Annotated in this window: 13 protein-coding genes; 4 read left to right on the top strand and 9 right to left on the bottom strand. The window is 67.5% G+C overall.

Annotation, left to right across the window (positions count from 1 at the left end):
- Positions 1-315: 315 nt before the first annotated feature.
- The 5 genes from G3I17_RS26230 to G3I17_RS26210 all read right to left on the bottom strand — a co-directional run bounded on the left by G3I17_RS26230 (position 316) and on the right by G3I17_RS26210 (position 5,328).
- On the bottom strand, positions 316-1,221 hold the full coding sequence (locus G3I17_RS26230) for an amino acid ABC transporter permease (protein ID WP_164600266.1): 906 nt from the start codon (positions 1,219-1,221) through the stop codon (positions 316-318).
- Entirely contained in the window at positions 1,218-1,907 is a 690-nt protein-coding gene (locus tag G3I17_RS26225; protein ID WP_164600265.1) for an amino acid ABC transporter permease, read from the bottom strand. Before G3I17_RS26225 ends, G3I17_RS26230 begins: the two co-directional genes overlap by 4 nt.
- An 80-nt stretch (positions 1,908-1,987) precedes the next feature.
- Positions 1,988-2,830, bottom strand: coding sequence for a glutamate ABC transporter substrate-binding protein (locus tag G3I17_RS26220; RefSeq protein ID WP_164600264.1), 843 nt, complete (start codon positions 2,828-2,830; stop codon positions 1,988-1,990).
- Between the two features lie 58 nt (positions 2,831-2,888).
- Entirely contained in the window at positions 2,889-3,659 is a 771-nt protein-coding gene (locus G3I17_RS26215; RefSeq protein WP_164600263.1) for an amino acid ABC transporter ATP-binding protein, read from the bottom strand.
- A gap of 121 nt (positions 3,660-3,780) precedes the next feature.
- Positions 3,781-5,328, bottom strand: a complete 1,548-nt coding sequence (locus G3I17_RS26210; RefSeq protein ID WP_164600262.1) for an amidohydrolase family protein — start codon at positions 5,326-5,328, stop codon at positions 3,781-3,783.
- A 114-nt stretch (positions 5,329-5,442) separates the two neighbouring features.
- On the opposite strand from G3I17_RS26210, the gene miaB reads away from it, so the two are divergent.
- Complete coding sequence (gene miaB, locus G3I17_RS26205) at positions 5,443-6,924, top strand: tRNA (N6-isopentenyl adenosine(37)-C2)-methylthiotransferase MiaB (protein WP_164600261.1); 1,482 nt, start codon at positions 5,443-5,445, stop codon at positions 6,922-6,924.
- 259 nt (positions 6,925-7,183) lie between these two features.
- Here the strand turns inward: miaB and G3I17_RS26200 are convergent, their stop codons facing one another.
- From G3I17_RS26200 to G3I17_RS26185, 4 genes are all read right to left on the bottom strand, one after another.
- The gene (locus tag G3I17_RS26200; RefSeq protein WP_343238418.1) at positions 7,184-8,926 is read right to left on the bottom strand and encodes a LamG-like jellyroll fold domain-containing protein; all 1,743 of its coding nucleotides are present in this window, start codon (positions 8,924-8,926) and stop codon (positions 7,184-7,186) included.
- A 196-nt stretch (positions 8,927-9,122) separates the two neighbouring features.
- Entirely contained in the window at positions 9,123-9,575 is a 453-nt protein-coding gene (locus G3I17_RS26195) for an NUDIX domain-containing protein (protein ID WP_164600259.1), read from the bottom strand.
- A gap of 75 nt (positions 9,576-9,650) precedes the next feature.
- Positions 9,651-9,887 carry an antitoxin gene (locus G3I17_RS26190; protein ID WP_164600258.1) on the bottom strand — a complete coding sequence of 79 codons (237 nt, stop codon included), beginning with the start codon at positions 9,885-9,887 and terminating at the stop codon, positions 9,651-9,653.
- Between the two features lie 92 nt (positions 9,888-9,979).
- Positions 9,980-10,225, bottom strand: a complete 246-nt coding sequence (locus tag G3I17_RS26185) for a hypothetical protein (protein WP_164600257.1) — start codon at positions 10,223-10,225, stop codon at positions 9,980-9,982.
- Positions 10,226-10,414: 189 nt separating this feature from the next.
- Between G3I17_RS26185 and miaA the strand changes: the two genes are divergently transcribed.
- From miaA to G3I17_RS26170, 3 genes are all read left to right on the top strand, one after another.
- Complete coding sequence (miaA, locus tag G3I17_RS26180; RefSeq protein ID WP_164600256.1) at positions 10,415-11,377, top strand: tRNA (adenosine(37)-N6)-dimethylallyltransferase MiaA; 963 nt, start codon at positions 10,415-10,417, stop codon at positions 11,375-11,377.
- 101 nt (positions 11,378-11,478) lie between these two features.
- Positions 11,479-12,015 (top strand): SigE family RNA polymerase sigma factor, encoded by a 537-nt coding sequence (locus tag G3I17_RS26175; protein ID WP_164600255.1) that lies wholly within the window; start codon positions 11,479-11,481, stop codon positions 12,013-12,015.
- A complete protein-coding gene (locus G3I17_RS26170) occupies positions 12,003-12,713 on the top strand; it encodes a hypothetical protein (protein WP_164600254.1) in 711 nt (236 codons plus the stop codon). Before G3I17_RS26175 ends, G3I17_RS26170 begins: the two co-directional genes overlap by 13 nt.
- Positions 12,714-12,750: the final 37 nt, after the last annotated feature.

Here is a 12,750-nt window from a genome sequence, read left to right as displayed (position 1 = left end):
GCCGGGTCAATCGGGGCTGTGCGGGGTGCTGGGTGGTCAGGACGGACGGGCGGGGTGCGTTGGCCGGGGTGGGGTGGTTGCTGGGGCATCGGGTTTCCGTGCATGCCCAAGTCGGCAGGCAATCGCTTACCGCGGTGCGTCGGGGCGGTATGCGAGGGTTTGGTATGCGCGGCGGTCCGCTCTGCTCTGTTGGCGCGGGGCGACAGGCGCATGTGTCGATGACGGTGGTGGCAATTTGTCACGGCGGATGGGACGAAAATGAAACAGGCACCCATGCCTGACGTATGGGTGCCTGTGACAATTATCTGGTTCGGATCAGACGCCGGCGCTTCCCGCGCGGTCCGCGTTGGCTGCGGCGACCGCGACGGCGGCCTGGTCGATCTGGTCCGGGGCGATCGGGCCGCCGGCGGACCGGCCGCGGCGCCGGGTGCGGCGCTCGACCTGGTTCGCGATCAGGCTGACGAAGTAGTTGATGATGACGAACAGCGCGCCGACGAAGATCAGCGCCGGCAGCAGGTTCGACTTGTAGTTGCCGATCTGCTCCGCCTTCCGGAGCAACTCCTCGTAGGTGATGATGTAGCCCAGCGCGGTGTCCTTCAGGATCACCACCAGCTGCCCGACGATGGCCGGCAGCATCGCCGTGATCGCCTGGGGCAACAGTACGAGCCGCATCGTCTTGCCGGTGGTCAGGCCGACGGCCAGTGCGGCCTCGTTCTGGCCCTTCGGCAGCGAGTACACGCCGGAGCGGACCAGCTCGGCGACTACCGACCCGTTGTACAGCGTCAGACCGGTGACGACCGCCGCCAGCGGCAACCGGTCGGACGGGAACAGGTTGTAGTGCCCGTAGAGCGCGTAGGTGAACAGCATCATCAGCAGCACCGGTACGGACCGGAAGAACTCGACGATCACTCCGGACGGCCAGCGGATCCACCTCGCCGCCGACAGCCGGCCGATACCGAGCAGGACGCCGAGGATGAGCGCGAAGGCGACCGAGATCGCCGCGGCGGTCAGCGTGCCGATCAGCCCCGGGATCAGGTACTCGGTCCAGATCTCGCCGGTCAGGAACGGCTTCCACTTCGCCGCGGTCAGCTGACCCTTGGCGTCGAGCTTCGTGAGCACGAACCACAGCACCAGCAGCAGGGCCACGATGCTGGCCGCGCCGATGACGGCGTACAGCCGCTTGGCCTTCGGGCCGGGGGTGTCGAACAGGACCGAACTCATCGCTTCACCGCCAGGCGCTTGGACATCGAGGTGAACAGCACGCCGACCGGCAGGGTCAGGATGACGAAGCCGACGGCGAAGATGCCGAACACCACGAACAGCACGTCAGGCCGGTTCTCCATCATTTCCTTCATCGTCCCGGACGAGTCGGCCACGCCGATCACCGAGGCGACGGTCGAGTTCTTGGTGAGGGCGATCAGCACGTTGCCCAGCGGTGCGATGGCGCCCCGGAAGGCCTGCGGCAAGACGACGTACCGCAGCGTCTTGAGGAACGGCAGCCCGATCGCCCGGGCGGCCTCGGCCTGGCCCATCGGAACGGTGTTCACGCCGCTGCGGATCGCTTCGGCCACGAACGAGGCGTGGTAGACCGACAGGCCGAGCACGGCCAGCCGGAAGTTGTTGTCGTCGATCGACGTCGGTGAGTTCGGGTCGACCAGCGAGACGCCCAGCTGCACCAGCAGGCCGAGGTTGCAGAACACGATCACCAGGGTCAGCGGAGTGTTCCGGACGATGTTGACGTAGCCGGAGCCGATCAGCTGCAGCACCCGGATCGGCGAGACCCGCATCACCGCGACGGCGGTACCGATCAGCAGTGCGAACACCGCCGACAGCAAGGTCAGCTCGATGGTCGTCTTGAAGGCTCCGAAGATCGGGTATTCGGAGAACAATTCGGAGATCAGGTCCATGCTTCTCCCGCTGGGGAACTAGGTGGAGACCCAAGCGTGGGGAGGAACCGCGAACGGTCCCTCCCCACGATGGTTCGAGGTCAGGCGCAGGCGTCGAAGCTCTTCGGCGGGTTGGTCGCCGGGTCGAGCTTCAGGCCGGCCGTGCCGAGGTTCTTGTCGAAGGCCTTCTGCCACTCACCGGAGTCGACCATCTTCTTGAGCGCGTCGTTGACCTTGGTACAGGTCTCCGTGTCGCCCTTCTTGAGGCCGACGCCGTAGCGCTCGGTGGAGAAGGTCTTGCCGACCACCTTGAACTTGCCCTGGTTCGCTGCCTGTGCGGCGAATCCGGCCAGGATGGTGTTGTCGGTGGTGACGGCGTCGATCGAGCCGCCAGCCAGTGCCTCGACACACTTGGAGTAGGTGTCGTACTTCTGCAGCTGGACGGTCTTGGCGTAGGTGTCCTTGATCTTCTGCGCCGAGGTCGAACCCGTCACCGAGCAGACCTTCTTGCCGTTCATCGTCTCCGGACCGGTGATGTCGGTGTTGTCCGCCTTCACCAGCAGGTCCTGACCGGCGACCAGGTACGGGCCGGCGAAGGAGACCTTCTCCTTGCGGGTGTCCGTGATCGAGTAGGTCGCGAAGATCATCTTGACCTGACCGTTGGCCAGCAGGCTCTCGCGCTGCGCCGACGGGGACTCCTTGAACTCGACCTTGTCGTCGGCGAAGCCCAGCTCCTTGGCGACGTACTTCGCCACGTCGACGTCGAGACCGGTGTAGTTCGAGCCTTCCTTCAGGCCGAGGCCGGGCTGGTCGAACTTGATGCCGATGGTGATCTTGTCGCCAGTGCTGCCCGATCCGCCGGCGTCCGAGTCGTCGCCACAGGCGGTCAGTCCGGTCGCGGCCAGGACCGTGATACCGAGGGCAGCGATGATCCGCTGTCGCATGTTTGTTTCCTCCAGATAATTGCTACTGCTCAGGATTTTCAGGGGACGGCCAGGGCGGTCAGTGAGTGAGGATCTTCGAGAGGAAGTCCTGCGCCCGCTTGGTCTGCGGGTCGGTGAAGAACTTCTCCGGCTCGGCCTCTTCGACGATCTGGCCGTCGGCCATGAAGACGACCCGGTTGGCCGCCTTCCGGGCGAAACCCATCTCGTGGGTGACGACCACCATCGTCATGCTCTGCTTGGTCAGCCCGACCATCACGTCGAGCACCTCGTTGATCATCTCCGGGTCGAGCGCCGAGGTCGGCTCGTCGAAGAGCATCACCTTCGGGTCCATCGCCAGCGCGCGGGCGATCGCGACGCGCTGCTGCTGGCCACCGGACAGCTGGGCCGGGAACTTGTCGGCCTGGGCGGCCACGCCGACCCGCTCGAGCAGGGCCCGGGCGGTCTTCTCCGCCTCGGCCTTGCCGATGCCACGGACCTTGGTCGGGCCGAGGGTGACGTTCTGCAGGATCGTCTTGTGCGCGAACAGGTTGAACGACTGGAACACCATGCCGACGTCGGCGCGGAGCTTGGCCAGCGCCTTGCCCTCGCTGGGCAGCGGCTGGCCGTCCAGCTCGATGGTGCCCGAGTCGATCGGCTCGAGTCGGTTGATCGCCCGGCACAGCGTCGATTTGCCGGATCCGGACGGGCCGATCACGACGACGACCTCGCCGCGCTTGATGGACAGGTTGATGTCCTTCAGCACGTGCAGGTCGCCGAAATGCTTGTTCACGTCTCTCAGGGCGACAAGACCTGTGGTCGTCACGGTGTCGACGGCGGAGGAATCGCTCATGGCGAGAACCTAGCGGAGGCAGAGGGTGACTGCACGGCTCCCCGGTTCCACGGTGGTAACGATCTGCAATAAGTGAGAGCTGGCTGTGATGAATTCGTCACAGCCAGCTCGGGTGTGAACGTTAGTGTCCGGGACGGCCCGTTCCGCAACAGCCACCCGCAGCCAGCGACGTCGTTTGCGCAGGAGCCTTGACGGCTGCCGCCACGTCGGCGAGCATCCGCGCCCGCGCGGCGGGGGAGATGACCCGTCCGCGGGTGATCACGGTGTGGATCCGCCGGGTGTTCCGGATGTCCTGCAGCGGGTCGGCGTCCAGTACTACGAGGTCGGCGATCTTGCGCGGAGCCACCGAGCCGAGGTTCGCGGTCATCCCGAGGAACTTGGCCGGCTCGACCGTCGCGGCGTACAGGGCCTGCTGGGTCGTGGCGCCGGCTCCGACCAGCAGCTCGAGCTCGTCGTGCAGGGCGAAGCCGGGCACCATGTACGGCGTACCGGTGTCCGTGCCGGCCATGACGGGGACGCCGTGCGCGAAGAGCTCGCGGACGAAGCGCTGCCGGTACTCCCACAGTTGCCGCTGGTGCGAGATCTCCTCGGCGTTCCGGTTGGCCTTGTAGAGGTTCTCGATCACGTAGTCGTAGGTGCCGACCGAGTCCTCACTGAGGTACTTCTGCGTCGCCGGGTTCGGCCCGGTGAAGTCGGGCATGTCCAGCACCCTGTGCATGGTCAGCGTCGGGGTGACCCGGGTCCGGTTGCGTCGCAGCGTGCCGAAGACATCGGCCGCGCGGGCCTGGCTGAAGCTGTTCGCCGCGATCCACTCGATCGGGTGCATCTGCCGGAACCAGCCGTTGTAGTCGCCGGTCTTGATGGCGATCGCCCGCTGCAGCCGGCGTACCTCGGCCTCGCGGCTCGACACCGACAGCCCGAGTGCGTGGATGTGCTCGATGCTGCGCTGCCCGGCGTTGCTGACCTGCTTGACCGGTACCTGGTCCGGCCCGTGGCCGTGCACGGTCAGCCCCTGCCGCCGCGCCTCGTCCAGGATCGCCCGGTACGCCGTCGGGCTCAGTCGCGAGTACACCTTGACGAAATCGGCCCCCTCCTTCTTCACCTGCCGTACTGCGGCCCGCGCGCCGGCCTCGTCGTGGACGACGAGCACGTGGAGCAGGTTCGGGTCCCACAAGGTCGGATCGCCGTCGATGATCTGGCTGGCGACGACCATCCGGGGGCCGAGCAGCGTGCCGGCGTCGATCCGGTCGCGCCAGTCGTAGACGACCGGGTCGGGTGCAGCCATCTCACGGACCGTGGTCAGCCCGTTGGCCAGGTAGAGCGGCGGCGAGACGTGCTCGTCGCCGAGGGAGTGGACATGCATGTCGGCCAGGCCGGGGATGACGAACTTGCCGCTGAGCTTGAGCTCGGTGGCGCCGTGCGGGACCGGCAGGTGGCGGCCGACGGCGGTGATCCGGTCGTCGCTGATCAGGACGGTCTGGTGCCGGTCGCGCCGCCCGGTCGCGGGGTCGATGACGGTGACATCGGTCAGCGCGGTGATCCGGGTCGTCCGGGCGGTGACAGCCGGCCAGCTGAGGGCGACCGCATGGTTGGCCGTGAACGTGCCACCAGCGACCACGGTGGCGCCGGCGGCGGTACGGGCGAGGAACTGACGACGGGAACTGTTCATGGGTTCCAGTGTTCTTGCGGGCGGCCTCCGGCACAGGGGTTGCAGGCGCCCTGTTGAAGGTAGGGATAGGTCTACCAAGGCAGCGGCGGAGCTGACGTACTCTTGGTGGCTGTTATGCGTACATACGAGGTCCGCACCCACGGGTGTCAGATGAACGTCCACGACTCCGAGCGCCTGCGGGGCCTGCTGGAGACTGCCGGTTATGTCCGCGCGCCCGAGGGTGACCTCGCCGACGTGGTCGTCTTCAACACCTGCGCGGTCCGCGAGAACGCCGACAACAAGCTGTACGGCAACCTCGGCATGCTGGCTCCCGCGAAGGCCAAGAACCCCGGCATGCAGATCGCCGTCGGTGGCTGCCTGGCGCAGAAGGACCGGGCCACCATCACCAAGAAGGCGCCCTGGGTGGACGTCGTCTTCGGTACCCACAACATCGGCGCGCTGCCGGTGCTGCTGGAGCGGGCCCGGATCGCCGAGGAGTCGCAGGTCGAGATCCTCGAGTCGCTCGACGTCTTCCCGTCCACGCTGCCGACCCGGCGCGAGTCGCCGTACTCCGCCTGGGTGTCGGTCAGCGTCGGCTGCAACAACACCTGCACGTTCTGCATCGTCCCGGCGCTGCGCGGCCGCGAGAAGGACCGCCGCCCCGGTGACGTGCTCGCCGAGGTCGAGGCGCTGGTCGCCGAGGGCGTGCTCGAGGTGACGCTGCTGGGGCAGAACGTGAACTCTTACGGCGTCGAGTTCGGCGACCGGTACGCGTTCTCGAAGCTTTTGCGGGCCTGCGGCTCCATCGAGGGGCTGGAACGGGTCCGGTTCACCTCGCCGCACCCGCGCGACTTCACCGCGGACGTGATCGAGGCGATGGCCGAGACGCCGAACGTGATGCCGTCGCTGCATATGCCGCTGCAGTCGGGATCGGACCAGATCCTCAAGACGATGCGCCGGTCGTACCGGCGGGACCGCTACCTTCGCATTATCGAAGACGTGCGCGCCGCGATGCCTGACGCCGCGATCACGACCGACATCATCGTCGGCTTCCCCGGTGAGACCGAGGAGGACTTCCAGGGCACGCTCGACGTCGTCCGCGAGGCCCGCTTCGCCGGCGCCTTCACCTTCCAGTACTCGAAGCGGCCCGGCACACCGGCCGAGTCGATGGCGGACCAGGTGCCGCGTTCGGTCGTCCAGGAGCGGTACATCCGGTTGGTCGAGCTGCAGGACCAGATGGCCTGGGATGAGAACAAGAAGGTCGTCGGCCGCTCGGTCGAGGTGCTGATCGCCGAGGGCGAGGGACGCAAGGACGCCGCGACCCACCGGCTCTCCGGTCGCGCCCGCGACAACCGCCTGGTCCACTTCACGCTGCCCGACGGCGTCGAGAAGCCGCGTCCGGGTGACATGGCAACGGTCGAGATCACCTACGCCGCACCCCACCACCTGGTCGCCGACGTCTTCGGATCAGTACGCCGCACCCGCGCCGGCGACGCCTGGGAACGAGCCCAAGACGCCCCGCCCTCCACCGGTACTCCGGGCGTAATGCTCGGCATGCCCATCATCGGCAAGCCGGCCCCCCTCGAGCCGGCTACTGGCGGCTGCCAGGTCGGCTGACCAACTCCCCACGCACCTCGTCCGTCGGCGCGCCACCCGCCACCGCGCTGCCTGCCCTTGCGCCCCCGCGCGGCACAGGAGCGGCGAGCCCTTGGCGCCGCAACCTGTATGGCGGCGGCACCCCGCCCCTTGGCGTCGACTTTGTGCACCGTGTGAGCGTCTGGGCCGAGGGATATTGCTCAGGTGATGCACAGAGTGGCCAGCCGAAGGCTCGGGGCAGCGGACGACAGAGCGGCGACGGAGGAGGTGCGTGGGGGGATCAGGCGTTCAGGAACTCCTTCAGCGACAGCGCTCGGTCGACGATGCGGAGTTCGCCGATGTGGCCTGCGAAGGACTGTTCGATGTTGTTGGCGTAGTGGTTCGCGCCCAGCAGCCACGGCTTTCCCGCGGTGGCGAGGCCGTTCGAGCGGGTGCTCGGGTTGCGGAGGAGCTCCGAGGAGTCGATGTAGAGAGTGGTGTGCCGTCCGTCGTTGACCACCGCGAGGTGGAACCAGCGGCCGGCGAGCTCCTCGTGGCCCCAGTTGGTGAAGGTGTCGGTCTTGTCGAGCGGGTACACGGCCCACTGCAACTGCCGCCCACCGGAGAACGCCAGGTTGACGACCGGCTCGGACGTGTCGCTGCCCGTCTTGCCCGCGTCGGCTCCTGTACCGAGCCGACTGAGCAGCCCCTCCCACGAATGGTCAGCACCGTCGTCGGCGAGCTTCACGAATGCCTCGATGGTGTAGCCGCCCTGGAAGGTCAGCCGGTTCAACGGCGCGTTGTCGGCAGTACGCAGGTAGCCGCCACGTCCCGGGTTCTTGCCGCCACCGAACACCCAGCTCGCATGCCCGGGCTGGTCCGGGTGGAACTCGGCAGACGCCTTCAGGCTGTCCGCCGGGCTCCCCGCCAACAGCACCGGCGTCAGGTCGTTGCCACGACCCGAGTGGTCCACGACCCGCGAACCGACCGGCCCGTCCAGCCGCCAGTACGCCATGGTCCCCGGGATCACCTGCGACGACGCCGGCCGCGCGGGCCGTACCGGCTCTGGGGCGAACCCGGCGAACCGCTCAGCGAAGTCGACAGGCAGGCTGAAGCGGTTGACGTCGCTGGTCAGCTCGACCTCGCCCTCGGCCAGCTGTGAACGCCGCGACGGCTTCTGCGCCAGGATCCACGGGTTGATCGTCTCGACGTCGATCGTGTTGCGGACCAGGTCGAAGTGGTAGAGGCGGATCATCGCGCCACCGCCGTAGTACCGGTCCTGGTAGTTGGTGATGTGAAGGTGCACGTCGTGCCCGGCGGCGTTGCGGCGAACCGTCCGGCCGGGCGGCCAGTAATGGCCGTTCAGCGTCAGGAAGATCTGGTCGTTGCCGTCGACGAGCTGTTCCCAGACGCGGTTGCCCTGGTCGGAGAAGTACGCGATCCCCTGGCCGTCGTCGGCGTACACGATCTCGTGCGTGGTCAGGATCACCGGCAGCGCCGGGTGCTCCGCGATCACCTTGCGCGCCCACGCGAAGCCCTGGTCGGACGGCCGCCAGTCCATTGCCAGCAGCAACCATTGCCGGCCGCCCGCGCGGAACACGTGGTACGAGTTGTAGCCGTCCGGCGTCGACCCGCCGTAGGTGCTCATCCGCTTGAACCGCTGCGGCCCGAACACCCGCAGGTACGGCGAATCGCCGCGCTGGTCGTCCTTGCTGCCGTCGATGTCGTGGTTACCGGCGAGCACGCTGTACGGCATCCGGGCCCGGTCCATGACGGCGAAGACCGGATCGGCCTGCGCGAACTCCGAAGCCTGCGCGTTCTCGGTCACGTCGCCCAGGTGCGCGGTGAAGACGATGTTGTCCACGCCGCGCTGATCGATCAGGTACTCGAAGGTCGCGGTCAGCGGCGCGGGGTCGCCCCGGTCGAGGTCGAACATGTACTGCGTGTCCGGTACGACGGCCAGCGTGAAGCGCGGGTCCTCGGGATCGGGACGGCTCGACGAAGCCTGGACCCCAGCGGCCGAAGCTGCCTGGGTGCCGGTCACTGCGCCTCCGACGACAACCGCGCCTGCACTCGCCGCTCCTGCCTGGAGAATCCGCCGCCTGCTCGTTCCGCCAGCTGTAAGTTCCGCAGCCTGCTCGTCCATCGGTGCCTCCGGCCTAGGAGCCGGTGCCTCACGCCCCGGCGCATCGCTGGCACTCTAGAACGAGTTTGTCCTAACCATGTGAACGCAAGACGAATTACGCGAAACCCTGCGCGATCACGGCCGGCAGCCGGTCGCCATTCAGCCCGGCGAGCACCCGCGCCTCATGCGGTACGACGGGATCCGGCAACTCGTCCAGCGAGAACCAGTCCAGGCCGGCCGCTTTGCCGGGCTCCATCAGCCGTGGTTCGCCGGTCCAGCGCGTGGTGGTGAAGAAGAAGTCGACCCGCTCGTCGATCGCCAGCCCGTTGCCACCGGTCCGGTGCATCGCGGTCAGCGCGACCAGGTCGGCCGGGTCGATCTCCACCCCGACCTCCTCGCGAACCTCCCGGATCGCCGCCGCCAGTACAGACTCACCGTGCTCGACGTGCCCGGCCGGCAATGCCCAGAAGCCGTCCATGTAGCCGGTGTTGGCCCGCAGCAACATCAGCACCTGGTCGCCACGCCGCAACGCCACATAAGCCGCCGGAATCACCTGAAACCGTTCCATATCGCCCAACCCTAGGGACTGGAAACGACCGAGGACCGCAAGGGGTGTCCCCTTGCGGCCCTCGGAGGTGAAAGCTCAGGCAGGCTTGTTCGCGATGTCGTCGTCCTGGCCGTCCAGACCGTCGAGACGGTCCTTGGCGACGTCGACACCCTGGTCGATCTTGTCGCCGTACTTGCCACCGGTCTTGTCGTCAACGAAGTCGCCGGCCTTGTCGAGACCCTCGCCGACCTTGTCGCCATGCTGGTCGACCAGGTCGCCGGCCTTCTCTTTGAGGTCCTCGGTCTTGCCCTTGAACTTGTCGAAGATGCCCATCTCGTGGGGCTCCCATTCCTAGCGTAGTGAACTACTTACAGATAGCTAGCGGTGATCTTCCCACCAACAGGGCCCCAGGTGTGGGAGGTGGGTCAGGCGAGGCCGCCCGGCTCGCTCTCGACGTCGCCACCGGAATCGGTGCCCTCGTCGCCGTCGCCGTCGTCTCCGAACTCGACGTCGCCGCCACTGAACTCGACGTCACCGCCGCTGTCCTGCGAGCCGCCTTTGCCCTTCAGTTCGACGTCGCCGCCGCTGGTGGTGAGCTCCTCGACCGCCTCGGTGCCCTCGTCAAAGGACTCCTTGGCTGCATCGGCTTGTTCTTCGAACGGATTCGTCACGAATGTTCCTCCCGAGTCAGGTGCTGCGATGGTGTTTCGGCCCCCCGAATCGCTGATGCGGTCCGGACCGTAACTGCTTGCATCGTTCCTATCGAACCGAGGGGGTCATCACAACCCTGCTGTCGGTTCTTTGTCCCAGAGTTCACGCCGGTCGCCCGGGCCGGTCGGTGACACTGTCACACTACGAAGATGGTCGAGTCACTCGTCGTCGCCGTCGTGGGTCCCACGGCTGCCGGTAAGTCCGACCTGTCGGTTGCCCTGTGCAAGGAGTTGCCGGGCGAGGTGGTGAACGCCGACGCCATGCAGGTCTACCGCGGGATGGACGTCGGTACGGCGAAGATCACGCCCGCCGAGCGTCTCGGCGTACGGCATCACCTGCTCGACATCCTCGACGTGACCCAGACCGCGACGGTGGCCGACTTCCAGCGGTTGGCCCGGTCGGCGATCGACGACTGCCTGAGCCGGCAGCTGGTCCCGGTACTGGCCGGGGGATCGGGGATGTACGTCCGCGCGATCCTCGACGACTTCGAGTTTCCGGGCACCGACCCCGAGGTGCGGGGTCGCCTGGAGGCGGAGCTCGAGGATCACGGCTCCGGTGCTCTGCACGCCAAGCTGGCCACGATCGACCCTGCCTCCGCCCTCAAGATCCTGCCGAGCAACGGCCGCCGGATCGTACGGGCGCTCGAGGTCATCGAGATCACCGGCGGCCCGTACGGCGCCACACTGCCGGAGCACACCTACATCTACCCGGGTGCCGTCCAGCTCGGCCTCGACGTACCGCGGCCGGTGCTCGACGAGCGGATCGGCCGCCGGGTGGACCGGATGTTCGAGAACGGTTTCGTGGACGAGGTGAAAGACCTGCTGGACAAGGGCTTGCTCGACGGCGTCACCGCGAATCGCGCGCTCGGCTACTCGCAGGTGATCGCGATGCTGAAGGGTGAGCTGTCCGAGGCGGAGGCGCGCGAGCGGACCGCGCAGACGACCCGCAGGTTCGCGCGGCGGCAGGACGGCTGGTTCCGCCGGGACCCCCGGATCACCTGGCTGCCTTGGGATGCACCCGACCTTGTAGAACAGGCTCTACACGTAGTACGAGGCAACCATCCGGCGCCCGCTGGCGTAGTTGGGGTGGAAGAAGGCGCACGGCATGTCTGATCACTACGTGCTTGCTGCGCGTCACCCGGCACGGCACCTCGCCGCACCGGGCAACTGCTCGCTACTGCACGTAGTGATCAGACATGCCGTAGGGGCAGTCGATGCGAGGGGGTGACCGTGAGGCCGAGTTCCGCGAGTACGTCGTCGCGGACCGCAGCAGACTGATGAGAACGGCGATGTTGCTCACCGCGGGGGATGTCTACACCGCCGAGGATCTGGTCCAGACCGCCTGTACGCGGGTGTACGTGCACTGGCACCGGATCCGGCACGAAGGCGCCGGACCGTATGCGCACCGCATCCTGGTCAACGCCTTCCTGGACGAACGCCGCCGGGCCGGCCGCCACCCCGAGGTGGTGACCGCCGAGACGTTCGAGCCGAGGCTGTCCGAGCAGACCGATCCGGTGGACACACTGGCGGTCCGCAAGGCGCTGCTGGAGCTCGCGCCGCGGCAACGTGCCGTCCTGGTGCTGAGGTACTTCGAGGATCTCGACGTGGCCAGCTGCGCCCGGATCCTGGAGTGCACCGAGGGCACCGTGAAGAGCCAGACCGCGAAAGCTTTGAAACGACTGAAGGACCTGATGGCCGACGATCCGGCCACGGATCCCACGACGGGGAGTACCGACAAGTGGACGACGTGAAGAAGCTGCTGGTGGAGTTCGCCGACCGTGCGGTCGACGGCATCCCCGCGGCGGATGTGGACGCGGATGTGGCGCGTGGCCGCCGTGCGCTGCGCCGGATCAGGGCGCGCCGCCGGGTGACCGGGGTGCTGTGCATCGCCGCTGTGTCGACGGCCGTACTTGCCATCGGCCACCAGGTGAAGTGGTGGGGCTCCGGCCAGGCGGAGGTCGCCGGTGGTTCCGACGAAGCCGCCTCGGCGGCCGGAATCGGGCCCGACGCCGCAACCCCCAGCCAGAGTCCGAACCCGGCGGACGCCGACAGCACGATGTCGATCTTCGGAGCCCCGGCCGCCGTCTCACTGATCGCGAACACCCAGGCGTGGAGCAACATCAGCTGCACGTTGGCCCCGGAGGGCTGGGCGCCGAGGCAGCCGGTCGGCATCGATCACGTCCTGCTGGCCCCACCGACCATGCGAACTGCCACCCTCGGCCCGAACGACGGGCTGGAGGTCGAGGCGGTCGCCCAGGCCCGCACTCTCGACGGCACCCGGGTGACCGAGTCGGCCGGCAAGGTCTTCCACCTCGGTAGCTCGGACGGTCGCGAGACCGGTCAGCTGCTGCTCGGCGAGCGCTGGCTGCTGGTCCAGCTGCCGGCCGGCAACAAGGACTGGAACGACGACCTACTCCGCCGCTTCATGGCCTCTTGCACCGTCAACTGACACAGCCTGCACGGTCAACTGACAAGACGGACGCGCC

It is taken from the genome of Streptomyces sp. SID13031 (assembly GCF_010548305.1).
GTDB lineage: Bacteria > Actinomycetota > Actinomycetes > Propionibacteriales > Kribbellaceae > Kribbella.
This window is presented reverse-complemented; position numbering and strand designations above follow the sequence as displayed.